Here is a 26,527-nt window from a genome sequence, read left to right on the forward strand (position 1 = left end):
ATACTTTTAATTTCTGAAATAACTCTTTGTGGTCCTCTGTGCAACCTTTGTGAGCCTCTGTGTAATAACACAATGGATGCAGGCTATTACACAAAGATCCACAGAGAACACACAGAGATACACAAAGTGAAATATTCGTTCAGGTTATGGAGTGCCATGGTTTTAAACAAACTCTAAATAAAAACCTAAAAATAAAAAATCCCGTTCTGAAATTGACCAGAACGGGATTTTTATTATTTAAAAAGGGATTCCTTACTCTTTTACGAGGTTTATTTCCACCCTTCTGTTTTCTTTTCTACCGGCTGCAGTCTTGTTGTCAGCGATAGGGTTGTCTTCACCGTATCCTTTGGCAGTCAGCCTGGAAGGATTGATGCCTTTTTCAGCCAGATATTTCTGTACAGATTCTGCTCTTTTCTGAGACAGTTGCTGGTTATAGGCAGCGGCACCACTACTGTCAGTATGACCTTCTACGGTAAAATTAGAGTTGGGATATTCGTCAAGAACATCAACTATTTGGTCTAATACCGTAGCGGATTCAGACTTAATGGTGGCCTTGTTAAGGTCAAACAGTATAGTTTTGGCAAACTCGTTGAGTTTTTTCTGAACCTCTTCAGTTACTTCAGGGCAACCATTATTGGCCACAGTACCTGCTACATCAGGACATTGGTCATCTTTGTCCGGAACACCGTCACCGTCTCTGTCCGGGCATCCGTTGAGCTCGGCAGGACCGGCTTCGTTAGGACAGGCGTCGTCTTTGTCGGCAATACCGTCACCGTCGGAGTCCGGGCATCCGTTCATTTCTTTGGTTCCGGCTTCATTCGGGCAGGCATCGTCTTTGTCAGCTATGCCATCACCGTCAGAGTCCGGGCATCCGTTAAGCTCGGCAGGACCAGCTTCGTTAGGGCAAGCATCGTCTTTGTCCGGGATACCGTCACCGTCAGAGTCCGGGCATCCGTTAAATTCGGGAAGACCTGCTACTTCAGGGCATTCGTCATCTTTGTCGAAGATACCGTCACCGTCGGTGTCAGTTCCTCCGAATTTGATAGCGATACCGGCAAGGTGCTGGAAGTGAGGCGCCAGATAATCTTCGAAAGAGTGTTTATAGCCGGTTTGGAGGTTTACACCAATGTTGTCTGTGAACCAGTAGTTAAAACCAATACCTCCGTTCAGGGTTCCGGCACCAATTTCATCGATCCAGGTGTAACCACCGCCTACTTCGATGAAAGGATCAAACTTTTTTCCTTCCAGGAAGTTGTATTTTACGGTACCGTCCACACCATAATATGACAAATCATCTACATCTTCGTCACCCCATTTATCAATTTTGTTCAGGGATCCCCGAACACCAACAGAGAATCCGGTACCTACATATCTGGAAACTGCTATTGTAGATACAGAAGGAAGAATGTTCCAGTGGTCGCTGACGTTAAAATATTCGTCGCCCCACTTTCCCAGTCCCGCTTGGTTGGTTGGGTAAACATCAACGGCGTTTACACCAAAACTCACCTGCCATGGGTTGTTGGAGTCTTGCGCCTGTACATTACTAAACCCTATAAATAAGAGCGCAGCAACTAATAATTTGCTAAGATGTTTCATGTTCAATTATTTAAATTTTAAGTATTAATTAAGAGCAAATGTAAGCCGTTACGGTATATTAACAAAGATAAATATAGTAATTTTTTTGATTTTATTAAGAAAATATGCCGGTTTAGATCACATTCAATTCCTTGCCGACTTCCGTAAAAGCCTGAATAGCTTTGTCTAAATGTTCCTTCTTGTGTGCTGCGGACAATTGTACTCTAATTCTTGCTTTTTCCTTAGGAACAACCGGATAAAAGAAGCCGATGACGTAAACTCCGCGTTCGAGCAGCTTGTCTGCCATGACCTGGGACAGCTTGGCATCATACAGCATTACGGGGACAATGGCGGCGTCGCCGTCTATGATGTCAAAACCGGCTTTTTTCATGCCCTCTTTAAAGTAACGGGTATTTTCTTCGAGCTTATCCCTCAGTTCGGTGTTTTCCGAAAGCATGTCGAATACCTTGATGGATGCACCTACGATGGAAGGGGCGAGAGAGTTGGAGAACAGGTATGGCCTGGATCGCTGCCTCAGTATTTCTATGATCTCCTTTTTTCCGGTGGTGTAACCTCCCATGGCACCACCCAGGGCTTTGCCGAGGGTTCCTGTAATAATGTCTATTTTACCCATAACCCCTTTTTCTTCGAGGGTCCCCCTGCCTGTTTCACCAATAAACCCGGCGGCGTGACATTCGTCGATCATCACCATGGCGTCGTATTGGTCGGCCAGGGCAGCGATCTTGTCCAGCGGGGCTACCAGGCCGTCCATGGAAAAGACACCGTCCGTAACGATGACCTTGAACCGGGCCCCGTCGGCATTGGCTTGCTTTAATTGGGTTTCGAGCTCTTCCATATTATTGTTTGCATAGCGGTAGCGTTTCGCCTTGCACAGGCGTACCCCATCTATAATGGAAGCGTGATTGAGGGAATCGGAGATAATAGCGTCTTCTGCGGTGAGAAGAGGTTCAAAAACACCTCCGTTGGCGTCGAATGCCGCGGCATAGAGGATGGTGTCTTCCGTACCGTAAAAATCGGCGATCTTCTTTTCCAGCTCCTTGTGGATGTCCTGGGTGCCACAGATAAACCTCACGGAAGACATCCCGAAACCATGGGAGTCCAGGGAGTCCTTGGCTGCCTGTATCACTTCCGGGTGGGAAGACAGCCCCAGGTAGTTGTTGGCGCAGAAGTTGATAACCTCTTCTCCGGTAGATATCCTGATCACGGCATCCTGCGGAGAGGTGATGATCCGTTCTTTCTTGTAAAGGCCACTGTCTTTGATGTCCTGTAATTCTTTTTGAAGGTGTTGTTGTATTTTCCCGTACATATCTTTCTTTTTGAATTAAGGCAAAGGTAAATAAATTCGGATGGAGTTCATAGATGTCTGTCAACGGGAAAGCACGGTTTTCCGGAGAAGGTCAAAAAAAAGAAGGCCGCCCGGAAAAAATCCGGAACGGCCTTCCATGAGCACTGTGTTTATCACCTGACCTTTTACAGTCTGGCTACCCCAAAGAATAAACAACAGTTTGCCCGCCCTTCCAAACGGGCACCTTCGGTTTGGGTAGGCCATTGTTCATGGCCCGCAGGTTTCCCTGCATTTCAAAAACCAAAATATAAAAGAATGCAAAATCCCTGACTTTCTTCTTCCGGGATTTATTACTTATACACTAAAGCGTGATAAAGGTCCTAAGGAAGTTTTGTTTTTTTTGGATGTTCTGCACTTATACCAGCAGTCGGGAGAGATTTATGGATATGGGTAGAGGCTTGTGGAGGTGTATGGTTCTTGTCCTGTTGATTGCTATGAGTTTCTGCGACCACCGAATACTGAATACCAACACACCGATTACCGGATACCGGCCACCAAAATCGCCTTGTGTTAAACTGTAAAAATCCGGATCTCCCGGTCTATGAACACGAGATAGGCTTCCCGGACCATATATCCCATTTGAGTAAGGACATCCTGGTATTGCTGCAACTGGCGTTCGTATTTTTTGTCGTAGCTTCCCGTTTTATAGTCCAGTATTGTCGCGGTTCCCTTTTCGTCTATGGCCACCCTGTCCGGGCGAAGGGCTTCCCCCTGTGCGGTGAAGATGTCCTTTTCGTTATATATGGTATAGGCCGTGGTATAGTATTTCCCGATCTGCGGATGTGTGGTGACTGCAAGCAACCGTTCGCGGAATTCTTTTTTCTTTTCCGAAGGAATGGTGCCGTGTGCAATGGCTTCACGGATCACGTTCTCCAGATCATCGGCATGTACTATCCGGGAGAGCAGGGAGTGGTATACGTTCCCGGTTTCGATGGCCTCATCGAGGCCTGCGCTCCACAATGCACCGGACCTGGTGATAATGCGGAACTTTTGTTTTTCCGTGATGTTAGATACATAAGGGATGTAGAGCGTGTCCGGCAAACCGGATTGCTGCTTTCCGGATGCCGGGGAGATAGTTGCATCGGCAGGGAAGTTGTAGGAGGTTTTTCCTTCTTCCCAATAGCCATTGTCTTTTAAAAAGCGGATAAAGAGCCCGGAAAAAGTCTTGGTGTTTTCTTTTCCGTTTTTGTCCATATCGGTTTTTGCGATGATATGGAGTTGTTCCACGGCACGGGTCAGGGCTACATACAGGATGTTAAAACTGTCCAGTTCCAGTTTGGCATCGTATTCGGCTACCATATTTTCGCCCTGTTTATTGAGGTGTACCAGGTCTTTGTTTTTGGATATCAGGGCGTATGGAATACCGAAGGTATCTGCATTTACAGGAAACCACAACAACGGGTCGCGGTCTTCGTAGATGTTGGTCTCGGCAAAAGGGAAGATCACTACGGGGAACTGGAGCCCCTTGGACTTGTGTATGGTCATGATCTGAACGGCATCAATGCCTTCGGGGGCTACAATGCCGAGGGTGTCTTTTTTCTTTTCCCAATAATCGAGGAATTCTCCCGGGCCTGTATGGTTGCGGTTGACCTGCTCCAGGACCTCGTCCAGGAAATATTGCAGGTAGGCATCAGACGGGGCATTAAGGCCAAAACAGGCAATGGCATACTGAATACCGTCGTACAGCGACCTCCGGAGAAATATTTCCGGTGAAAAACAATGGGATTCCCATACCGGGCACATATCCCTGAGCCCGGCGCTGAAATATCCGTGTTTGTCTTCCCGGTTTTCCTTTTCGGCGAGGAAAGCGAGGAGCTGCAAACGGACCTCCCGGTTTTCCGGCTGAAGGAAGTAGTGCATCAGGTTGATGAGGAAACTCACCTTGGGATGGTTCTTCAGCAGCAGGGATTCCGAAGATATGACGGGAATGTCGTTTTCCTGTAAATAACCTGCGAGTAGGGCGCCCTGGTCTTTTTTTCGGGTAAGGATACATATGTCGCCCAGGGCATGGCCCTGTTGCCGGAGTGTTTCTATTTTCCGGAGGGTGGCGTTGCAGTACGCTTCCCGGATGTCCTCACTCTCCTTGTCCACGAAGCTGATGTTTACCAGCCCTCCCTTTTTGGAGTTGGCCTCCTGGTGGCTCTTGTTGAGATAGAGGTCTTTGTATTCCGGAAGTGTAAGGTGTTCGGCAATATCCCTGAAAAAACGGTTGTTGAACCGGATGATCTCGTCATAGCTGCGGTAGTTGACCGGAAGGGGTTCTACCGAGGGCTCTACCTGGAAAGGGAGGCTGTCCCTGTTGTAGAGTGCTATAAACTGTTCGGCCTTTCCGCCCCGCCAACGGTAGATAGCCTGCTTGGCATCGCCCACCAGGAGCAGGGAGCCCTTCTTTCCGGTGAGGGATTCGCCTTCCAAGGCATTGCCGATAAGAGGTTGCAGGTTTTTCCACTGCATTTCTGAAGTGTCCTGGAACTCGTCTATAAAATAATGACGGTATTTCTCGCCCAGCCGTTCGTAGATGAACGGGGCGGGCTGGTCTGTGATGGCCTGTGCAAGGATGCGGTTGAATTCTGAAATAGGCATCAGGTTTTCCGTTTCCTTGATGTGGTTCAGTTCCTGGTTGATGGCGTTGAGCAGGGAGAGCGGGATGAGTTTACTGCGGAAATTCCGGAGGAACTGGCCGTGGAAAAAGAGTGTGGCAGTATCTTCGAACAGGTCTGCTATCTGAGGTTGCAATCCGTCTATAATGCTTGCTTTTTCCGGATGGCTTTTTTCCGTGGCTTTGGTATACAGGGTGGCCGTACGGATATCTTCCTGCCATTTTTTATTTTGGAAATCGGTGCTTTTAAATGAGTTGTCCTGTGCTTTGAGAAAAAAATTGGGAATAGTGCGCCGGGTAAAATCGGCTGCTTCCAGCTTGTTGATATCCATGAGGGTGGAAAAGGTACCGGCATTTCCGGCCAGTCTTTCGTCCACTTCCTGTATTTGTTTTTTGAGCAGTGCCGACAGGGCTTTCAGGTCGGCCAGGGTTTTGTTCTCGATCTCGCGGATGTGCTCGTAATGATTTTCTTGGAGCAGCAGCCTTGCGATCTTCTTGAGGTCCAGGCTTATGTCCCAGCTTTTGTCCTCGTCGGCTTTTTCGAGGGCAAAATCCACGAGTACCCTCGTGAGCAATTTGTCCTCGCCGGCTTGGTAAATGAGCCGGTCTACGGCCTCGTTCAACAGGGAAACGGTGTCTATGGCCACTTCGAAATTTACCGGGAGCTGCAGGTCGTGGGCAAAGGTACGGAGCAGGCGGTGGTTGAATTTGTCTATGGTAGAGATGTCGAAAAAGGCGTAATTGTGCAATATTCTTTTCAGCACCTTTTTTGCCCGGAGATGGAGGGTATTGTCGTCGGTGCCGAGTTCTTCCCGGAGTTGCAGGAACATGTCGGAAGGGGAGGAGAGGATGTTCTCGTCGGCTATTTCCCGGAGGCCGGAGACCACGCGTTCCTTCATTTCGTTTACGGCCTTGTTGGTAAAGGTTATAGCCAGTACCTGCTTAAAAGTATCGGAATGATCGGAAGCGAGCAGTAGTTTCAGGTATTCCCTGACCAGCGTAAAGGTCTTCCCCGAACCTGCCGATGCGTTGTATATCTGAAATGTTGTGTTGTGGTTCAAAGTTCAAAGTTTAAGGTTTAACCCTTCGACACTTCGGCTGCGCTCAGTGCAGGCGAGCTCAGGGTGACAGGTTCAAGGTTTACTTGGTCGCTGAGTGCTTTGTTGTGGGGAACACCCCCCTTGAGGGGGGCAGGGGGGGGGGTGTTCCCTTTAAGACGGTTCAATTCATCGTAAATCTCAAATCCGAAGGGCAAAATAAACAATCTTTATGAGTTCTTTACTATTTATTATTATGGATTGTTTAAGTTTATACTTAAATTTGTTACTTCTCAAGTATTAACTAATAAACTAAAATTTAATATCATGGCTTTTGAATTACCAAAATTACCGTATGCTTATGACGCTTTGGAGCCTCATGTTGATGCACGTACAATGGAAATACACTATACAAAACACCATAACGGGTACACTACAAACCTCAACAATGCCATTGCAGGTACTGACCTGGACGGGAAATCCATAGAAGATATCATTACCGGGCTTGATATGAACAACGGGGCGGTGAGGAACAATGGTGGAGGCTATTATAACCACAGTCTGTTTTGGGAAGTAATGTCCCCGAATGGAGGCGGTGTACCGGGTGGAGAGCTGGCTGCTGCAATAGACGAGGCTTTCGGTTCTTTTGATGCTTTTAAGGATGCATTTTCAAAAGCGGCTGCAACCCGTTTCGGTTCAGGATGGGCATGGCTGTGTGTTCATAAAGGCGGTAAAGTGGAAGTGTGTTCATCAGCCAACCAGGACAATCCCCTGATGCCGGGAATCGGCTGCGGAGGAACCCCTATCCTCGGACTGGATGTATGGGAGCATGCTTACTACCTGAACTACCAGAACAGAAGGCCGGATTATATCTCCGCTTTCTTTAATGTGATCAACTGGAACAAGGTAGCGGAACTGTATGCTGCCAATAAATAGTACTGACAACTCATAAAACATGAAGCGGGGTGTTTTACTCCGCTTTTTTTATGGATATGTTTTTCGGGAAAAGGGCATTGCGGCACGGATGGTGTGAAAATAAAAAAGGCGGAGTAAAACTCCACCTTTTTTGCCCCAAATCTTACCATGAACTTAACCTACTTATGCTATGGTGACTCAAAAGTATGCCGGGAATTTTTACCCCGGAAATTAATTCGACAAAATGCACATATATCCGATTAAGAGAATGTTATTAAAAAGATATCTTTTGGTATCCAGTATTTGGTATTCGGTGTTCAGCTGCAGGTATATGAAGAAAAATATCAGCACCGAATACTGAATACCGGAATACTGTCTAATATGCCCGTTCTTTATTGCCTTCGTAGAAATTGATAAATGCACGGTTCACCACCCTGTTGCCCCCGGGGGTAGGGTAGTTCCCTGTAAAGTACCAGTCTCCCAGGTTTTTGGGGCAGGCCCTGTGCAGGTCTTCTACCGACTGGAAGATGATCTTTACATCGGCATTGATGTCTTCGGTGCAAAGGAGCTCTGATATTTTGGCCGAGATTTCCTCGTCGGTAAACGGGTCGTAGAGCTGTTGAACCGCATTTTTTACATCCACATCGGCATACCCTGCCTGCTCCTTGCACTGGCGGTAAATTTTTTCTACCGTGTCATAGGTGCCTCTTTCTTTGTGCAGTTCCAGTGTTGCCCGGAAGGCTACAAGGTCTTCCAGCCTGGCCATGTCGATCCCGTAACAGTCCGGATACCTGATCTGAGGGGCCGAAGAAACCACGACAATGCTTTTCGGGTTAAGCCGGTCCATCATCTTGATGATACTTTTTTTCAGGGTAGTTCCCCTTACAATACTGTCGTCGATGATCACCAGCCTGTCTTCCGGTTTAATAACACCATAGGTAACATCATATACGTGGGCTACGAGATCGTCCCTGCTGCTGTCTTCGGTAATAAAGGTCCTTAATTTTACATCTTTGATGGCTATTTTTTCCGTGCGGAGCCTCCTGGAAAGTATTTCGGTCAGCCTGTCGTCGGTAAGAGTTTCCTTTTCGTCCAGGATCTGACGGTTTTTTTCCCTGTTGAGTTCATCCTGCGCGGCCTCTACCAAACCGTAGAAGGAAGTTTCCGCGGTGTTCGGGATATAAGAGAACACGGTGTTGGCAGTGTCGTGGTCAATGGCGTCCAGGACCTTGGGCATTAACAACCTGCCGAGTTCCTTGCGTTCTTTGTATATTTCGGCATCGCTACCCCTGGAAAAGTATATCCTCTCGAATGAACAGGCCTTTCGCTCCAGTGGATTCAGTATCTTTTTGTGGGAGATCTGTCCGCCGGCCTTTACGATAACAGCATGGCCGGGCGATATTTCCTTTACTTCCTCAATAGGTACATTAAATACGGTTTGTATCACCGGGCGCTCGGAAGCGATCACAGCCACTTCTTCATCGTGGTAATAGTATGCGGGGCGTATTCCTGCAGGGTCGCGGAGCACAAAGGCATCACCGTGCCCGAGGAGCCCTGCCATGGCATAACCTCCATCCCAGTTCTTGGCCGATTTTTTCAGTATTTTGGCTACGTTAAGCCTTTCGGCAATGAGGGGAGAGGCCTCCATCTTGCTGTAACCTTCGTTTTTTATTTCCTTGTAGAGCTTGGCTACCGCATCGTCCAGAAAATGGCCTATTTTCTCCATGACGGTGATGGTGTCTGCTTTTTCCTTGGGGTGCTGTCCCAGCCGGATGAGGTTGTCGAAAAGCTCGTTGACGTTGGTCATGTTAAAGTTTCCTGCTACAATGAGGTTGCGGTGCTTCCAGTTGTTCTGTCTCAGCAGGGGCTGTACGTTCTCTATGCTGTTTTTACCGTAGGTACCGTAGCGGACGTGCCCCAGGAACAGCTCGCCCAGGTAGGGGATATGCTTTTTCTGAAGCTGCACGTCGTCTTCGTATTCGGGATTTTCCTTTAAGGTATTGTTTATACGGCTGTTGATCTGGGAAAAGATATCCTGTATGGGTTGCGACTGGTTGGAGCGCGCCCGGCTTATGTACCGTTCTCCCGGGCTTACGTCCATTTTAATGCTGGCAAAGCCGGCACCGTCCTGTCCCCGGTTGTGCTGTTTTTCCATCATCAGGTACATCTTGTTGACCCCGTAGAATGCACTTCCGTATTTTTCCTTGTAGTATTCCAGGGGTTTTAAGAGCCTTATCACGGCTATCCCGCATTCGTGTTTAATAGCGTCGCTCATCGGTGTTATGTTTGTATAAATTGTTGCCAGTTACCGGTTGCCGGTTGGCCTGTTATTAATTTATTGATCTCCTTCGGTTCCCGAGCGAAGCCGAGGGACTGTATTAAAAAAGCCCCGAAACTTCAGGGCGCTGTGTTATGTTAATTCTATTTCAAACTGTGTCAGTTCCTTAAACTGTAACAGCCGTTGGTGTATTTCGCTTTTCGATAGGTTTTCCACGCGTTCCGTTCCGAATTTCTCCACGCAGAAGGAAGCCAGGTTGGAGCCGTAGATCACCGCGTTTTTCATATTTTCAAAAGAGATGTCCTTTGTGGTTGCGATGTAACCGGCAAAACCCCCGGCAAAGGTGTCTCCCGCCCCGGTGGGATCGAAAACCTCTTCCAGTGGCAATGCAGGGGCAAAGAACACATTGTCTCCGTGAAACAGCAGTGCACCGTGCTCTCCTTTTTTAATGACCACAAATTTCGGGCCCATCTCGTTTATTTTCTTTGCTGCTTTTACCAGCGAATATTCCTTGGTAAGCTGGCGGGCTTCTTCGTCGTTGATGGTAATGACATCTACTTTAGATATGACCTGTATGAGCTCGTCCCAGGTGTTGTCCATCCAGAAATTCATGGTGTCCAGTATAATGAGTTGCGGCTTTTTGGCCATCTGGTCTATAACGCTCAGTTGTGTGCCGGGGTGCAGGTTGCCCAGCATCACCACATCGGCATCCTTGTAATCTTCCGGGACAACGGGATTGAAGTCTCCGAGGACATTGAGTTGTGTCTCAATAGTGTCTCTCGAATTAAGGTCGTTGTGGTATTTGCCACTCCAGAAAAAGGTTTTGCCTCCTTTTACAATCTCAATGGCTGAGGTGTCTATGTTTTTACTTTCTAATAAAGATAGATAGTTTTTCGGGAAATCTTCGCCAACAACAGAAACTATGGCAATCTCTATGTCAAATTGGGAAGCGGCCAGGCCGATGTATGGGGCAGCGCCACCGAGAATTTTATCTGTTTTACCAAACGGGGTTTCGATAGCATCAAAAGCCATACTACCCACCGCTAACAGTTTGCCCATGCTGAATTTTTTTGCAAACTTACGTAAATTTATTTCTTTCCGGAAACGGGGTATATTTTTATTGGGTTCGATAAAATCGCCTCCTGCCGGAATTTACCGTCAGGGTCTTGCCTGCCGGAAAATAAAGAAATGGGGTAGCGCGTTTGGTTATTCCGCAACAGGTTGTTTTAAAAGTTGTTTTAGTTCCAGAAAGGTGTGGTAAGGTGCTTTTACCAACAAGGCATTTACGATCCAGGCAGGAATACTGCCTTCCAGGTCCCCGTAAAGCTGTTGTGTGATCTCTACTTTGTTTCCCCTGGGTTTTAACAGCCAGTGCCCTTTGAAATGGGTTATCCTGATCGTTTCCTTGTGTTCCGGAATGGTATAGGTTTTTTCAGGGTTGAGCTCTATGCGGACAGTGCTGTCTTTTGCATGGGTGATCTTTACCCTGGAGAGGTGGTCCCTGTTTTTAAACGGCCAGGGAAGTTCGTTCTTTATCCAGAAGACAAATTCCTGGTCTGAGATTTTCTTTATGATCCTGCTTGCCGAGGTCCTGTAACTCCATTTCCAGAGGTTGTCGCCATCCTTAAGGACATCGAGGACATTTAGCAGGTCTGTTTCTATCATGGTGACCGCCCTGTATTCGTTTATTTTTGAAGTGTCTACAGACCGGGTATAGACCTTGATGCCGTTCTTGTCTTTTTTGAGCTCCCATTCCTGGGAGATGGCTTTTGTTGCAAAGAGCAGGGTCAGTAATGTTAAAAAGAGTTGTTTCACGTATATAGTCTCTCAATCGGATCATGAATTTTCAAAACCGTAATCTGTGGCGAGGTTCCCTTTTTTAGAGGCCTCTACCGCCAGAAAGTCGCAACGCTCGTTCTGGGGGTGGTTGTTGTGCCCTTTTATCCAGTGGAAACTTACACGGTGCCTGCGGTATTCTTTCAGGAATTCTGTCCAGAGGTCGGCATTTTTCTTTCCTTTAAAATAATTGCGTTCCCAATTGAATACCCATTTCTTTTCCACGGCATCCGCTACGTATTTAGAGTCGGTGAACACTTTTACGTGGGTGCCGGGATGTTTCAGCTTTTTCAATGCCACGATAACCGCCAGGAGTTCCATACGGTTATTGGTGGTGTGTTTAAAACCCTGGGAAAATTCCTTTACATACTTTTTTCCTACCCATTCCATGACAATGCCGAACCCCCCGGGCCCCGGATTTCCGCGGGCAGCGCCATCGGTGTATATATGTACGTCAAAATTGTTCATGGGTAAAAAATTGTTTATGGTTTGTTTTTTGTTGCCGGTTGCCAGTTGCGGGTTTGTTCGAGGTTTCTGTCGGTTCCTGAGCGGACTTTACGATTGGAACTTCCCCTCTTGTCACCTCATCTCTCCATCACCTCGTCTCCTTGTCACTCCGCCTCCTCAAGCAATTTCCCGATCACTTTCGGGAAATGCTCGTATTCCAGTTCGTGTACTTTCCGGGCTACGTCTTCGGGGGAGTCAGATGGTGAGATCGCCCTTGCAGCCTGGAAGATCACAGCACCTTCGTCATAATTTTCATTGACATAGTGTATGGTGATACCACTTTCCTTTTCCCTGTTCTCTACCACAGCCTGGTGTACACGTATGCCATACATACCCTTGCCGCCGTATTTGGGAAGCAGTGCCGGGTGTATATTGATGACCTTCCCGGGGAAGACGTCGAGTATGCTTTGCGGAAACTTCCAAAGAAAACCGGCCAGGACAATGAGGTCCGGGTCGATGGTTTTCAGTAGATCGAGGACCACGGAAGAACCATACAGGGCCGTTTTGTTGAAATAAATGGCATTGATCTTATGCCTGTCTGCCCTGTCGAGTACCCCGGCATTTCTCTTGTTGGAGAGGATCAGGGATACATTTACGTTACTGTTGCCCTCAAAATAACGGACGATGTTCTCGGCATTGGTGCCGGATCCGGAAGCGAATATGACAATGTTTTTCACCAGTGTAAATTTTTGATCGGGCGGCAGAACAGCGGTGAGGAGGGTTTCCTTTCGCGTTCTGATATCGCCCTTATACCTTGTGTTTAAAGGCTTGTTTGCTGTGGCAAAAGAAAGAATAATTATTAAGAATTAGAAATCAAAAGTAAATAGCGTATCTTATTTTTTAGTAAATTACAGCCACATTTTGGAACTTAGATGTTGTTTTCAACCAAAGTTTTTTATTTTTGCCAACAATTTAAATTTAAAAACTAAAGATTATGTCAGACATTGCATCAAGAGTAAAAGCGATTATCGTAGACAAATTAGGTGTGGACGAAAATGAGGTTGTACCTGAGGCCAGCTTCACTAACGATCTCGGCGCAGACTCCTTAGACACTGTGGAATTGATCATGGAGTTCGAAAAAGAATTCGATATCCAGATCCCTGATGACCAGGCCGAAAATATCGCTACGGTAGAGCAGGCAATAAAATATATCGAAGAAGCAAAATAAGGAAGAATATTATATGCAATGAGTACAGATAGAATGCTTAACTTTGGTTAGGCATTCTATTTTGTACAAAAATTGTATTAGATTATCTACTCGTATTCGGGCTATGTCTGATGGACCCGGGCTGAAGAACAGACAAGGTACAGGGGGTAGTGGTTATAAACATTCCTTTTATCCTTGTACGTTCGAGCAAAATATTTTGCAAGGTTGAAAAAGTTTACCTCCCCCTTAGATTGTAATTCATAATCCATATATTGCATACCGAAAAGCAATCGGGAACGGGGATGGATAAGACAGCCGCCCCCAGGACGGGGTCAGGTCATACCGGAAAAGACCAACGGTACATTTGACGACTGAGGGATTTGCGGTGCGTATCATAAAATATAGTTTGGACTAAATTTATTCGAATGAAATGCCCGTAACCGATTTTTCGGATACAGACCGATATAATCACAAGGCATTACATCTGACCGTTGAGAAACACCTGTATTGAGTCAGGTCAAAATAATAAATACTAACAGATGAAACTAAAGCGAGTTGTTGTCACAGGATTAGGAGCTTTAACACCAATAGGCAATACTGTGCAGGAATATTGGGAAGGCTTGAAAAACGGCGTGAGCGGTGCAGCTCCCATAACTCATTTTGACGCTTCTAAGTTCAAAACACAATTTGCTTGTGAGGTTAAGGGTTTTAACGTCACCGACTTTATAGACCGTAAAGAGGCCAGAAGACTGGATAAGTTTTCTCAGTATGCCATGGTGGCTTCGGACGAGGCTATTGCCGATTCCGGGATTGAACTGGACAAGATCAACAAAGAAAGAGTAGGTGTTGTCTGGGGAGCCGGTATCGGCGGACTGGAAACGTTCCAGGAAGAAGTGCTCAATTACGGCAGGGGAGACGGAACTCCGAGGTTTAATCCTTTCTTTATTCCGAAAATGATAGCGGATATGGCGCCGGGGCTTATTTCCATAAAGCACGGTTTTATGGGGCCTAACTACACTACGGTGTCGGCTTGTGCCTCTTCGGCCAACGCCATGATAGACGCCCTGAATTACATCCGCCTCGGCCATGCCGATGTCATTGTTTCCGGAGGATCGGAAGCTGCGGTGGCGGCGGCGGGAATGGGAGGTTTTAACGCCATGCACGCACTTTCTACCAGGAATGACGATCCGAAAACCGCCTCGAGGCCGTTCGATAAGAACCGGGACGGTTTTGTGCTCGGCGAAGGAGCCGGAGCGCTCATTCTGGAAGAATATGAACACGCAAAGGCACGTGGAGCAAGAATTTATGCAGAACTGATGGGCGGAGGACTCTCTGCCGATGCATATCACATGACCGCACCTCACCCGGAAGGGACAGGTGTTAAGGCGGTAATGCGAAACTGTCTGGAGAATGCCGGGTTAAAGCCCGAAGACGTAGATGCAATAAATACGCACGGTACGTCCACTCCGCTTGGTGACGTGGCAGAACTCAAAGCGATCACCGAAGTGTTTGGAGAACATGCAAAAAACATTAACATAAATTCCACCAAGTCCATGACCGGGCACTTATTGGGGGCTGCGGGGGCCATAGAGGCCATAGCTTCCATACTTGCCATACAGCACGGCCTGGTGCCGCCAACCATAAACCACAGTACTGCGGATGAAAAGATCTCGCCAGAACTGAACCTTACCCTCAACAAAGCACAGGAGAGGGATATCAAAGTGGCCATGAGCAACACTTTTGGTTTTGGCGGACACAATGCATGTGTGGTGTTTAAAAAACTGGATTAGTAGAGACCGGTATTGAATGAAACTCGTTCAAAACATATTAAATTCCCGCTCAGATAACGACGGGAATTTTTTTTTAGCATTGAAAAAGATCCTGGGATTTACACCTAAGGACCTGGATACGTACAGGAAAGCCTTTACCCATCGTTCTGCCAATAAAAAAGACAGTAAGGGCAATCCGCTCAATTACGAACGACTCGAGTTTTTGGGCGATACCATGCTGAGTACCATTATTTCTTATCACCTGTTCAAGGAAGTACCTTCGGGAGACGAAGGTTATCTTACCAAAATGAGGTCTAAGGTGGTTAGCAGGGAGCACCTTAACGAACTGGGAAAAGACCTGAACCTCATTGCGCATATAGACTCAAAGATATCCAAAGACAGTTTCGGTGAAAATGTGCACGGAAACCTTTTCGAAGCCCTCCTGGGGGCCATTTACCTGGACCGGGGCTATAAATACTGTGAAAAATTTGTCGGTCGGAGAGTCATAGAGCCTTATGTAGACATAGAAAGGCTCGAAGGTAAGATTATAAGCTATAAGAGTTATGTGATCGAATGGTGCCAGAAAGAAAAAAGAACATTCCGGTACGAGGTTTATGAAGACAGCGGCAATGAAGCCATTAAACATTTCTCGGTAAAACTGTTCATAGACGGGAAAGTGGTCTCCAAGGGCAGGGCCACATCCAAGAAGAAAGCCGAAGAACAGGCCTCCAAAAGAGCCTATTACGCTTTCCAGGATAAAATGCAGTAAACGAAATCGTTTTCGGTCTTTAAATTATGATTAAACCTCTGGTTATTGTTGTTTAGTCTGCCGTAGTATTATATATTTACACTTCCATGTAATCTATATGGCTACATTAAAACTATCAGATGACTTTTATGAACCCACCTGCTCTTTAGTTGCCGTTCATTGTACGATGGAAGCATACCGGCTGGCCTATCTTTTAAATTCACGTCTTCGGATAAGGCTGAAAAGGATCTTGGGGAAAAGCCCGGATGAAAGCAATACGCTGTCGGAATACTATGAATGGGAAAACGAGATGGAGGACACAGTGTGGGGTCTTATAGTCAATGCCACTAAAACAGTGGCTTCTTCAGGGGAAAGCGATTTGTTCTCTTCCGGCCTGCAGACCATTACAAGCTACCTGATCCCGGAGATGAAAAAGGTGGATTATTTTCTAAAAATAGACAATGCCGAAGGAGCTTATGACCTGGAAAAACAAATAATACAAAAAATAAACGATATACCTCAGGTGGCTGCAGCCTATGAGGTGGACGTAAACCAACTAAAATCAAAACACAATTTAATTTTTTGATAATGCCGAACAGAAAAAAGACAAAAATTGTTGCCACTCTAGGCCCCGCTACAAGCAAGAAGGAAGTGCTGAAAGAAATGATGGATGCGGGAGTGGATGTTTTCAGGATTAATTTCTCTCATGCCGATTATGACGATGTAAAAGAGCGTATCGGGATGATACGGGCCCTGAATGAAGAACTGGGATACAATACTTCCATCCTGGGTGACCTCCAGGGACCGAAATTGCGTGTGGGGGTCATGGCAGAGGACGTAGTGGTGAATAAAGGAGACGAAATATTTTTTGTGACCGGAGAGGAGTTTAAAGGTACCAGGGAAAAAGTATACATGAACTATAAGGCCTTTCCGAAAGATGTGAGGCCCGGGGAGCGTATTTTGCTGGACGACGGCAAACTCATCTTCGAAGTGGTGGACACCGACAAGAAAACGACCGTAAAGGCAAAAGTGATCCAGGGAGGAGCCCTGAAATCCAAAAAAGGGGTTAACCTGCCCAATACCAAAGTGTCCTTGCCGGCACTGACCAAAAAGGATGTAAAAGACGCTATTTTCGCTATTAAAAGCGAGGTAGACTGGATAGCATTGTCTTTTGTCAGGGATAGCCAGGACCTTATAGACCTTCAGGAACTTATCAATAAACATTCGGAGCATAAAATACCGGTTATTGCCAAGATCGAAAAACCCGAAGGCGTGGAGAATATAGACAAGATCGTGGCTTATTGCGACGGGCTTATGGTGGCCCGGGGAGACCTCGGGGTGGAAGTCCCGGCCCAGGAAGTGCCCCTTATCCAGAAACAACTGGTATTGCGCGCCAAGAAAGCCAGGATACCGGTGATCATTGCCACCCAGATGATGGAAAGTATGATCACCAGCCTTACACCTACCCGGGCAGAGGTGAACGATGTGGCCAATTCGGTCATGGACGGAGCGGATGCCGTGATGCTTTCGGGTGAGACTTCGGTAGGGAGTTATCCCGTACAGGTTATCGAGAAAATGGCCAGTATTATAAACAGTGTAGAACATTCTCCGCTGATAAAGGTTCCCCAAGAACCTCCGTATATCCGTACCAGCAGGTACATTACCAAATCAGTGTGCTACCATGCAGCGCTGATGGCCAATGAGATCAAGGCCAAGGTTATTTCAACACTGACCAATAGCGGGTATACGGCGTTCCAGATATCTGCCTGGAGGCCTCAGGCGCATATCCTGGTCTTTACTTCCAACAGGAGGATACTTACACAGCTCAACCTGTTATGGGGAGTGAAAGCCTTCTACTACGATAAATATGTATCTACGGACGAGACCATAGAAGACGTAAACAACTTTGCCCGGGAAATGGGATTTGTGGAACCCAGTGATATGATGATAAGCCTTGCCGCCATGCCGATCCAGCAAAAAGGAATGGTAAATACGCTTAGGGTGACGGAGATCCATTAGAGGGAAAATAAATAAGTCAGATATTATTAAACGCGTCATTGCGAACGAAGTGTAGCAATCTCCCTGCGGATTTTCGCTTGCCATTGGAGATGGCTGCCTGCCTCTGCGAGATTGCCCCTTTCGATAAACCCAGGGGCTGGCTCTAGCTGCTTATGGAGGGTTGGCAATGACGCGTTTAGTGATATTGAATTCCTGTTAAAAATCGAACTTCAACTGCACCGCCACCTGTTCTTCTTTTTGAGTATTGAGATTGGATAGGGAAATGCCCAGTAACCGTACCGAATTTTGTGGTTTTTCCTGGTATAGCAGCTCCCTGGCGGCTTCCAGGATAAGGTTTTTGTCTGCAACGAAATAGGGGAGGGTCTTGCTCCGGGTCTGCAGGGTAAAATCACTGTATTTGATCTTCAGAGTAACCGTTTTTCCGGAGATCTTGTTCCGCAGCAGGCGGTTTTCGAGCTCAATGGCGATCTGTTCCAGGCGTTCCAGCATAAAGATCTCTGAAGACAGGTTCTCAAAAAACGTGCGTTCCGCACCTACCGATTTCGGGATACGGTCGGGCTTTACCGGGCTGTTGTGTATGCCACGGACAATGTAGTAATAATGTTTCCCTGATTTGCCGAACTGTTCTTCCAGAAATTCTATCGGTTTTTCTTTCAGGTCTTTCCCCGTAAAAATACCCAGCTTGTACATTTTTTCGGCCGTTACCTTTCCCACCCCGTAGAATTTCTTGATATCCAGGGCTTCCAGGAAAGGGACCACCTCTTCCGGATTTACCGTTTTCTGGCCGTTGGGCTTATTGTAATCCGAAGCTATTTTGGCTATGAATTTGTTAATGGATATCCCTGCGGAAGCATTGAGTCCGGTCTCGTCATATATACGTTGCCTGATCTCCCGGGCGATCAGGGTGGCCGACGGGTTTCCCTTTTTGTTCTCGGTGACGTCGAGGTAGGCTTCGTCCAGGGATAGAGGCTCCACCAGGTCGGTATATTCATAAAATACGCTCCGTATTTTCCGGGAAACTTCGCGATAACGGTCAAACCTTGTTTTTACAAAAATAAGCTCCGGACAGAGCTTCCGGGCCAATATACCGCTCATGGCACTGCGGACCCCGAATTTCCGTGCTTCATAGCTGGCTGCGGCAACCACACCGCGTTTGCTCCCGCCCCCTACGGCAATGGGTTTGCCCCGGAGTTCGGGATTGTCCTTCTGTTCCACGGAAGCGTAAAAAGCATCCATGTCGATGTGGATAATTTTCCGGTATGTGAGCTTATCGGCCATAATTAGCTAACTTTACAAAGTTCCGAAACTTTGCCCAATAAAACCACAATGATAGAAACAGAGCGCAAATTTTTAGTGAGATCGGAAGTGTTCCGGGAAGAAACACAGTCCGCTACCCGCATCGTACAGGGTTTTTTGAATACCCATCCCGAAAGGACCGTGAGGATTCGCATAAAGGGAGATAAAGGGTTTATTACCGTCAAGGGGAAATCGGACAAAAGCGGGCTGTCGCGGTTTGAATGGGAGAAAGCAATTTCCGTAGCCGATGCAGAGGCGCTTTTGCCGTTGTGCGAAAAAGGAGTGATAGAAAAAATAAGGCATGAAATAAAAGCCGGAAAGCATCTGATCGAAGTTGATGAATTCCTGGGGGAGAACACCGGACTGGTGATCGCAGAGATTGAACTGGCCTCGGAAAACGAGGATTTTTACCGGCCGGACTGGCTTGGAGAAGAGGTGACCGGCGATGTGAGGTACTACAATTCGCAGTTGAGTAAAAAACCGTATACGAAATGGATGTAATCAAAAAAAGGCTTCTTCTGTTGGTTTTGGGAGGCTTTTGTTCCTGCGGGAATAATGCTGTACAGGAGAAGGAAGTAATACAGGAAGGTATGGAGAAAATACCTTTGGATTCCATTAAAAAGGGTCTGGTAGAACAGGGATATCAAATCTTTGAATATAAAGACGAGGAAGAAGACACGACCTACCTCATGCAACAATATTTTATCGTTTTTCTCAAAAAAGGCCCCGAGCGTTCCGGTGGTAAAGAAGAAACGGACAGTTTAATGGCGTTACATATGGAACACCTGGGAAGAATGTACGAGGAGGGATATGCATCGATTTCCGGACCTTTCGGCGATGACGGGGATATCCGGGGGATAACGATCTACAATACTCCAACCCTTGAAATGGCAGACAGCCTGGCCAGAATAGACCCTATGGTAAAATCGGGCAGGCTGATCGTGGAGACACATCCGTGGTGGGCCGCCAAAGGATTCCCGCTGCGCTAAAAAAAACCGTCCGTACCTGCGGTGCAAATACGAACGGTTTTCACCAATTAACCATTTATTAAAATGAAAAACAAAAACTATTTTTGTGTATTCCTTACCGGCATCTGTTGACCTTACAATGAAAAATTGTATTTCTCAACATATTCCGGGGTCATGAGTCCGCGCAGGTTGTTGGTGATCAGGTGTTCGAGCAGGACTTCTTTGCTGTAATCTTCAAAAAGGTTTCCCGTAAAAACGATCTCATCCATACGCAACAGGTAGAGTTTGCACACCAGGCCGAGATCAATGTCTTTTCTCAACTGCTTCAGTTCCTGTGCGGTTTTTAAAAAGTGATAGACCTTGCCGTAAACTACGTCGTTTTTAAAATCCTCGAATTTCAGGTAGGCTTCCGGATAGTATTTCCTGAGGCCGTGTAAAAAAGAAGGGTTGAATGACTGTAATTTCTCCAATCCCAGTTTGTAAAAATAAATGATGCACGGCAAAGGGTTTCCTTTCTGTTTTTGCTCAATGCACGTCATTTCGCGTTTAATGGTATTGAGCAGATACTGGAAGCTGGTCAATACCAGTTCCTGTTTATTAGCAAAATGCTGGTAGATCGTTCTTTTGGAGATACCGAGTTCGGCAGCCAGCTGATCCATAGTGAAATTACGGCTGCCGAACCGGGTAAAATTAGTTATAGATAACTTTAAAAACTCCTCTTTGGTTATCATATTCTTTCCGGGCTTATTTCCATCCGCCACCCAGGGCCTTATACAGGGTAATAATGGCATTGAGCTGCTGGAACCTGGAGTCTATATAGCTCAGCTCTGAGTTCAGCGCCTGTTCTTTTGCGGTAAGCACTTCAAGATAATTGATCATACCGTTATTGAGCAGTTCTTCCGAATATTCCGTGGCAAGTGTATAGGCATCCAGCTCCTTTTTACGGATATCTATTTTTTCGGTTTCTGCCTCATAGGTATACAGGGCATCTGAAACTTCCTTCCCGGCATTGAGTAAGGTTTGTTTGAACTCCAGCAGGGAAGTTTCCTGCCGTGCCTGTGATGCTTCGTATTCCGAACGTATCTTTCGCTGGTTAAAGATGGGTTGTGTCAATCCGCTTGCCAGGGTTGCAAACAGGGAGCCCGAATCGAACCATTTGCTGAATTCTACACTTTGGAATCCGCCCGTGGCTGTAAGCGTTAATGAGGGATAGAAATTACTCTTTGCAACATTGGTCAGCTCAAAGGCATTGACAAGCCCGTATTCAGAAGCCATTACATCCGGCCTGTTTTGTAATAACTGGGCGGGAACCCCTACTTTCAGTTCTGTATCGATACTCTGGTTTTCCAGTTTACCCCTTTCTATGGTATGCGGCATTTCGCCCAAAAGGATGCTCAGGGTATTCTCCATGATCTTGATGTTAGCCTTAATGTCTACCAGGAGAGCCTCTGCCGTATGGAGCTGCGCTTCGGTTTGCTTTACACCTACCTCGGTGACACTTCCGGCCACTTTCAGTGCTTTGGTGGTTTCCAGGCTGGATTCCCTGTTTTCTATGGTCTCCTCGGTAATCTTCAGTTGCTGATCGAGGGCCAGTAACTGATAATACGAAGAGGCAATAGAAGCTATGAGCTCCGTTTTTACCGCCTGGTGGGCGGCAACAGTTTGCAGGTAAGAAGCCAGAAAAGCTCTCCGGTTACTTCTTATTTTCCCCCAAATATCGGCTTCCCAGGAGAGGTTTCCGGTAAGCTGGAACTGGTCGATATGCCCGCTAAAGAAAGACCCGAACTGGCTGTTTTTTGCCAGGTACTGGCGGCTTACATCAGCTCCGGCACTAAGTGTTGGGAAATATCCGGCTTTACCTTGCTTCATATAGGCTTCGGCAGCAGCTATCTGCTGTATAGCTATACGGACGTCCAGGTTGTTTTCCAGTCCTTTTCTGATGTAGTCCTGTAAATACGGGTCAGTGAACAGTTCTTCCCAGGATATATCAGCCATGGAAGTACTGTCTTGTGGCAGCTCGTCCGTGCGATAAAGACCTTCGGTTTCTTCCACTTCGGGACGTTCATAAGTCTTGGCCACGAAGCAGGATTGCATGAGGAATGCAAATCCTGCTATCGCAGTTATTTTAAAAATTCTTCTATAATTCATATCTCGTCGTGTAGGTATGTTTTTAGCTTTCTTTTGTTTCTTCCTGTACCTTTACGGCTTCGGGCGCACCGCTGATGCGTTCCTGTAACCACTGGAACACTACAAAGAGGGTAGGGATGATAAATACCCCGATCACGGTACCTATAAGCATACCGAAAGCAGCACCCGTACCGATGGAGTTGTTACCTTCTGCACCCACACCTTTGGCCAGTACCAGGGGCATAAGGCCCACGATAAACGCAAAGGATGTCATAAGAATAGGACGGAGACGTGCCTTTCCGGCATCTATGGCCGCTTCAATAAGAGGCATACCGTGTCTGCGCCTTTGAAGGGCAAATTCCACGATGAGGATGGCGTTCTTGGCCAGCAGCCCTATAAGCATGATCAGGGCAATCTGGAAATAAATATTGTTCTGCAAGCCATCCAGTTTGGTCGCAATAAATGCGCCCGCAACTCCCACAGGCAGGGATAACAGTACGGATAGCGGTAATATATAGCTTTCGTACTGGGCTGCCAGGAAGAAGTATACAAAAAGAATACTCAGTGCAAATATAATGACCGATTGTCCGGAAGAATTGATCTCTTCCCGGGTAATTCCGGAATAAGCAACTTCGTAATTGTTGGGCAATGTCTCCTCGGCAAGCTGGTTGATCGCTGCAATGGCATCTCCGGTACTGTAACCCGGGGAGGTAGCACCGTTGACAGTTACTGAGTTGAACAGGTTAAAACGGTTTACGGTCTGCGGACCATATACACGTTTCAGGGTAACGAATTCCGAAATAGGAGCCATTTCCCCGTTGTTGTTACGGACAAACATACTGTTGAGGCTCAATTCGTCTTTTCGATCCTTGGGCTCAGCCTGCACAAATACCTTGTACTGTTTTCCAAACCTACTGAAATCCGTGGCATAGAATCCTCCGATATATCCCTGGAGTGCGGAAAGGATGTCGTTTATTCCAATTCCTGCTTCCTTGGCCTTAGGGACATTAATGTCCATTTCCAGCTGAGGGAAGTTCGTACTGAAGGAGTTGGAGGCAAAACCGATCTCAGGACGCTGGTTCAGGGCCCCTACGAATTGTTTTGCCACATTGTCGAGGTCCTTAAGGTCTCCTGCCGCACGGTCAAGGATCTGTACTTCGAGGTCGGAAGTACCGAAACCGGGGACACTTGGCGGTGTAAAGAAAATAATGTTGGCATCTGAGATAGCCGCTGATCTCTGGAAAAGCTGCCCTACAATGGCATCCAGAGAGGTCGCTTCGGTAGTCCGTTCTTCCCAGTCATCGAGAATAATAAAGCCCATGCCGTAAGAGCTACCTGCACCTGAAAAGAAACTACTTCCATTGATCAGTGATGCTGCCCTGATACCGTCTACACCGTTTATAATTTCGTACAGTTCCTGGGTAACCCCATATGTTCTGTCCAGGGAAGAACCTGGCGGTAACTCCACATTGACAAAAACAACCCCCCTGTCTTCTGACGGAACGAAACCGGTAGGTGTGGTTTTGCTGGCCCATAGGATGCCCAATACGGCTGCACCCAGGATGATCACGGTTATCCACTTGTGTTTGGTGAGGAAGCCCAGTGATTTGGTGTACTTTTGGGTCATACTGTTAAAAGCGATATTGAAGCCATCGTAAAAACGTTGCAATATATTCTTTTTGGCATCCGGATGATCCTTGTGTGGTTTCAGGAAAATGGCACACAGTGCGGGGCTAAGGGTCAATGCGTTTACAGCAGAAATAAGGATGGCCACGATCAGGGTAACCCCAAACTGCTCGTAAAATACCCCGGAAGGTCCCTGTATAAAGGTAATCGGAATAAATACAGCAGCCATAACCAGGGTAATCGATATAATGGCCCCGCTTATTTCGCTCATGGCCGATATGGTGGCTTTTCTCGCATTGTCATAACCTTCCTCCAGCTTTGAATGGACCGCCTCGACGACCACAATGGCATCATCGACCACAATACCAATGGCAAGGATCAGGGCGAAAAGCGTGAGCAGGTTAACGGAATATCCGAACAACTGCAGGAAAAAGAAGGTACCTATAATTGCTACCGGAACCGCTATGGCCGGAATGAGTGTGGATTTAATATCCTGCAGGAAGATAAAGACCACAATAAACACCAGTATGAAAGCCTCGATAAGGGTGTGTTTTACCTTGTCGATAGATGCCGTAAGGAATTTATTGGTATCGTAATTTACCAGGTAATCAATTCCTTCCGGGAAACTTTTCTTCATTTCCTCCAGTTTTTCATGGAGTTCCTGGATGATCTCCTGGGCATTGGACCCCGGGGTCTGGAAAACTCCGAAGTTTACTCCGGGATAGCCTATGGAACGGCTCACTGTTGAGTAAGAAAAGGCGTCGAGCTCTACTTTGGCCACGTCTTTTACTCTTAAATACTTCCCGTTGCCCAGGGCTTTTACTACGATGTCCTGGTACTCTTCTGCCGTTTTATACCTTCCTTTATACTTAATAACATATTCAAAGGATTCCCCCGAGTTTTGCCCCAGGGATCCGGCAGCGGCTTCAAGACTTTGTTCTCCTATGGCCCCGATAACATCATTGGTCGTGAGACCGTAGGCTGCCATTTTGGTCGGATCCAGCCAGATACGCATGGAGTAATCCTTGGCTCCGAAGACACTTACTTCACCTACACCATTAACCCGTTGCAGTTCGGGCCTTACGTTGATGTTCAGATAGTTTTGTACAAAAGTGTCATCGTAATCCGGGTTTTTAGACAGCAAGGCTACATACATCAATGCGGAGTTCTGCCTTTTCTGGGTAATAACCCCGGCGCGTGTTACTTCAGAAGGCAATACTGAATTTGCCCTGGCCACACGGTTCTGTACGTTTACGGCCGCAATATCAGGGTCGTAACCCTGTTCGAAATATACTTGTATTTCTGCACTACCGTTGTTACTGGCGGTGGAGGTCATATAGGTCATCCCTTCCACACCGTTTATCTGTTCTTCTATGGGAACAATGACACTCTCCAGTATGGTTTCGGCATTAGCACCCGGATAACTGGCGGTTACCTGCACGGTAGGAGGGGCTATATCGGGGTATTGGGTAACCGGTAGGGTTGAAAGCCCCAGGACCCCTAATATCAGGATAATGATCGATATTACGGTAGATAATACCGGTCTTTCAATAAACTTTTTTAGCATGGTTTTTTCCTATTTGAATACGGTGTTGAACGAGTTTACGATGCTATCTATGCTGGTGGGTTGCGGAGTGATCTTCATTCCGGGACGTGCTTTGCCCACACCCTTGCCCAGGATCTGTTCGTTTTCCTTTATGCCGTCTTTTATAACCAGGAGGTTGTCTACCTCTGCTGAGGACTGTATGGACCTGGCATAAATGGAATCGTTGTCTGCCACGATATAAACAAACTTCTTCCCTTGTTGTTCAAAGGAGGAAAGGGCAGGGACAACGAGCGCATCGTCATAACGTTCCGGAACCATTATAGTACCGCTACTTCCGTTTCGGAGCAGCAAGGTAGGGTTGGGAAAAGTGGCCCGGAAACTTACAGTACCTGTTTGTGTATCGATCTGGCCGGTTATGGTCTCAATGGTGCCTTCTTCTTCATAGCTGGAACCATCGGCAAGCAGTAATTTTACCTTGGGCATGTTTCTGGCTTTGTCGTCCAGTGTCTTGCCTTCTACATTCCGGGTAAAGGAAATAAAATCCTTTTCATTCATGGAGAAGTATGCATATACGTTTTCTATGCTCGAAACCGTGGTCAGGGGAACAGCATCTGCGGCACTTACCAGCGTTCCTTTTCGGAATGGAATAGAGCCTACCACCCCGTCCACCGGGCTTTTAATCGTAGCATAGCCTATATTTGCGGCAATACTGTTGTAATTGCTCCTGGCCTGGGCCAGATTGGCTTTTGCTGTTTCCAGTTGCACATCGCCTATAATGCCTTTTTCGACCAGGGGAACGAGTTTGTTCACTTCTACCTGGGCCACATTGACCTGGGCCTTGGCCGCTTCGGCATCCTGGCTGAGTGTCTGGGTTTCCAGGCGGAAAAGGGGTTGGCCTTTTCTCACGTTTTCACCCTCGTCTACCAGAACGTCCTGGATGTACCCGGAAACCTTGGCACGTACCTCACTGCTTACCACACCTTCTATACTGGCGGGAAATTGTTTGTGGGCTACGATGTCTTTTCGGGCAACTTTAACGGTAGGGAATGGTATGGCCATAGCCTGTTGCCCCTGGGGTTGTGCCTGGTTACAACTTGTGAGTAATGGGGCAATCACCGCCATTGCCACCATATATTTTAAAATAGTTTTTGTTCTCATGTCTGCTTTT

The 26,527-nt window shown here is 46.9% G+C and carries 21 protein-coding genes; 8 read left to right on the forward strand and 13 right to left on the reverse strand.

The annotated features are described in order from the left end of the window. Positions 1-252 precede the first annotated feature (252 nt). The 3 genes from KN811_RS13255 to KN811_RS13265 all read right to left on the reverse strand — a co-directional run bounded on the left by KN811_RS13255 (position 253) and on the right by KN811_RS13265 (position 6,601). On the reverse strand, positions 253-1,596 hold the full coding sequence (locus tag KN811_RS13255; RefSeq protein WP_187963622.1) for an OmpA family protein: 1,344 nt from the start codon (positions 1,594-1,596) through the stop codon (positions 253-255). Positions 1,597-1,708: 112 nt separating this feature from the next. Next, positions 1,709-2,902, reverse strand: coding sequence for a glycine C-acetyltransferase (kbl, locus tag KN811_RS13260; protein ID WP_187963623.1), 1,194 nt, complete (start codon positions 2,900-2,902; stop codon positions 1,709-1,711). Between the two features lie 549 nt (positions 2,903-3,451). Next, the gene (locus tag KN811_RS13265; RefSeq protein ID WP_187963624.1) at positions 3,452-6,601 is read right to left on the reverse strand and encodes a UvrD-helicase domain-containing protein; all 3,150 of its coding nucleotides are present in this window, start codon (positions 6,599-6,601) and stop codon (positions 3,452-3,454) included. Positions 6,602-6,904: 303 nt separating this feature from the next. On the opposite strand from KN811_RS13265, the gene KN811_RS13270 reads away from it, so the two are divergent. After that, a complete protein-coding gene (locus KN811_RS13270; RefSeq protein WP_187963625.1) occupies positions 6,905-7,513 on the forward strand; it encodes a superoxide dismutase in 609 nt (202 codons plus the stop codon). A gap of 355 nt (positions 7,514-7,868) precedes the next feature. On the opposite strand, the gene KN811_RS13275 is transcribed toward KN811_RS13270, so the two are convergent. The 5 genes from KN811_RS13275 to purN form a co-directional block, all read right to left on the reverse strand. Then, entirely contained in the window at positions 7,869-9,767 is a 1,899-nt protein-coding gene (locus KN811_RS13275) for an amidophosphoribosyltransferase (protein ID WP_187963626.1), read from the reverse strand. A 135-nt stretch (positions 9,768-9,902) separates the two neighbouring features. Next, positions 9,903-10,829, reverse strand: a complete 927-nt coding sequence (locus tag KN811_RS13280; RefSeq protein ID WP_187963627.1) for a PfkB family carbohydrate kinase — start codon at positions 10,827-10,829, stop codon at positions 9,903-9,905. Between the two features lie 147 nt (positions 10,830-10,976). Beyond that, positions 10,977-11,585 (reverse strand): START domain-containing protein, encoded by a 609-nt coding sequence (locus KN811_RS13285; RefSeq protein ID WP_187963628.1) that lies wholly within the window; start codon positions 11,583-11,585, stop codon positions 10,977-10,979. Positions 11,586-11,606: 21 nt separating this feature from the next. After that, the gene (gene rnhA / locus KN811_RS13290) at positions 11,607-12,074 is read right to left on the reverse strand and encodes a ribonuclease HI (protein ID WP_187963629.1); all 468 of its coding nucleotides are present in this window, start codon (positions 12,072-12,074) and stop codon (positions 11,607-11,609) included. A gap of 143 nt (positions 12,075-12,217) precedes the next feature. Next, positions 12,218-12,790, reverse strand: a complete 573-nt coding sequence (gene purN, locus KN811_RS13295; RefSeq protein WP_187963630.1) for a formyltransferase family protein — start codon at positions 12,788-12,790, stop codon at positions 12,218-12,220. Positions 12,791-13,047: 257 nt separating this feature from the next. Here purN and KN811_RS13300 point away from each other — a divergent pair, with 257 nt between their 5' ends. From KN811_RS13300 to pyk, 5 genes are all read left to right on the forward strand, one after another. Beyond that, on the forward strand, positions 13,048-13,281 hold the full coding sequence (locus tag KN811_RS13300) for an acyl carrier protein (protein WP_072316774.1): 234 nt from the start codon (positions 13,048-13,050) through the stop codon (positions 13,279-13,281). A 518-nt stretch (positions 13,282-13,799) separates the two neighbouring features. Next, positions 13,800-15,050, forward strand: a complete 1,251-nt coding sequence (fabF, locus tag KN811_RS13305) for a beta-ketoacyl-ACP synthase II (RefSeq protein WP_187963631.1) — start codon at positions 13,800-13,802, stop codon at positions 15,048-15,050. Positions 15,051-15,066: 16 nt separating this feature from the next. Then, on the forward strand, positions 15,067-15,798 hold the full coding sequence (rnc, locus tag KN811_RS13310) for a ribonuclease III (RefSeq protein WP_187963632.1): 732 nt from the start codon (positions 15,067-15,069) through the stop codon (positions 15,796-15,798). A gap of 97 nt (positions 15,799-15,895) precedes the next feature. Further along, a complete protein-coding gene (locus KN811_RS13315; RefSeq protein ID WP_187963633.1) occupies positions 15,896-16,363 on the forward strand; it encodes an IPExxxVDY family protein in 468 nt (155 codons plus the stop codon). A gap of 2 nt (positions 16,364-16,365) precedes the next feature. Continuing rightward, complete coding sequence (gene pyk / locus KN811_RS13320; RefSeq protein WP_187963634.1) at positions 16,366-17,796, forward strand: pyruvate kinase; 1,431 nt, start codon at positions 16,366-16,368, stop codon at positions 17,794-17,796. Positions 17,797-17,991: 195 nt separating this feature from the next. Here pyk and dinB read toward each other — a convergent pair whose 3' ends face one another. Next, complete coding sequence (gene dinB, locus KN811_RS13325) at positions 17,992-19,074, reverse strand: DNA polymerase IV (protein ID WP_187963635.1); 1,083 nt, start codon at positions 19,072-19,074, stop codon at positions 17,992-17,994. Positions 19,075-19,122: 48 nt separating this feature from the next. Here dinB and KN811_RS13330 point away from each other — a divergent pair, with 48 nt between their 5' ends. Together KN811_RS13330 and KN811_RS13335 are read left to right on the forward strand one after the other, a co-directional pair. After that, positions 19,123-19,593: a CYTH domain-containing protein gene (locus tag KN811_RS13330; protein WP_187963636.1), complete on the forward strand. Its 471-nt coding sequence runs from the start codon at positions 19,123-19,125 to the stop codon at positions 19,591-19,593. Next, positions 19,593-20,081, forward strand: coding sequence for a YciI family protein (locus KN811_RS13335; RefSeq protein WP_425596665.1), 489 nt, complete (start codon positions 19,593-19,595; stop codon positions 20,079-20,081). The genes KN811_RS13330 and KN811_RS13335 overlap by 1 nt, the downstream gene beginning before the upstream one ends. A gap of 113 nt (positions 20,082-20,194) precedes the next feature. On the opposite strand, the gene KN811_RS13340 is transcribed toward KN811_RS13335, so the two are convergent. From KN811_RS13340 to KN811_RS13355, 4 genes are read right to left on the reverse strand one after another with little or no spacing between them, the layout of a single operon-like run. Next, complete coding sequence (locus tag KN811_RS13340) at positions 20,195-20,791, reverse strand: TetR/AcrR family transcriptional regulator (protein ID WP_187963638.1); 597 nt, start codon at positions 20,789-20,791, stop codon at positions 20,195-20,197. A gap of 13 nt (positions 20,792-20,804) precedes the next feature. Next, positions 20,805-22,208: an efflux transporter outer membrane subunit gene (locus KN811_RS13345; RefSeq protein ID WP_187963639.1), complete on the reverse strand. Its 1,404-nt coding sequence runs from the start codon at positions 22,206-22,208 to the stop codon at positions 20,805-20,807. A gap of 22 nt (positions 22,209-22,230) precedes the next feature. Beyond that, a complete protein-coding gene (locus KN811_RS13350) occupies positions 22,231-25,380 on the reverse strand; it encodes an efflux RND transporter permease subunit (protein WP_187963640.1) in 3,150 nt (1,049 codons plus the stop codon). Between the two features lie 9 nt (positions 25,381-25,389). Next, entirely contained in the window at positions 25,390-26,517 is a 1,128-nt protein-coding gene (locus KN811_RS13355) for an efflux RND transporter periplasmic adaptor subunit (RefSeq protein WP_187963641.1), read from the reverse strand. Positions 26,518-26,527: the final 10 nt, after the last annotated feature.

This window comes from Sinomicrobium weinanense, from assembly GCF_018863395.1.
In the GTDB taxonomy this organism is placed as follows: domain Bacteria; phylum Bacteroidota; class Bacteroidia; order Flavobacteriales; family Flavobacteriaceae; genus Sinomicrobium; species Sinomicrobium weinanense.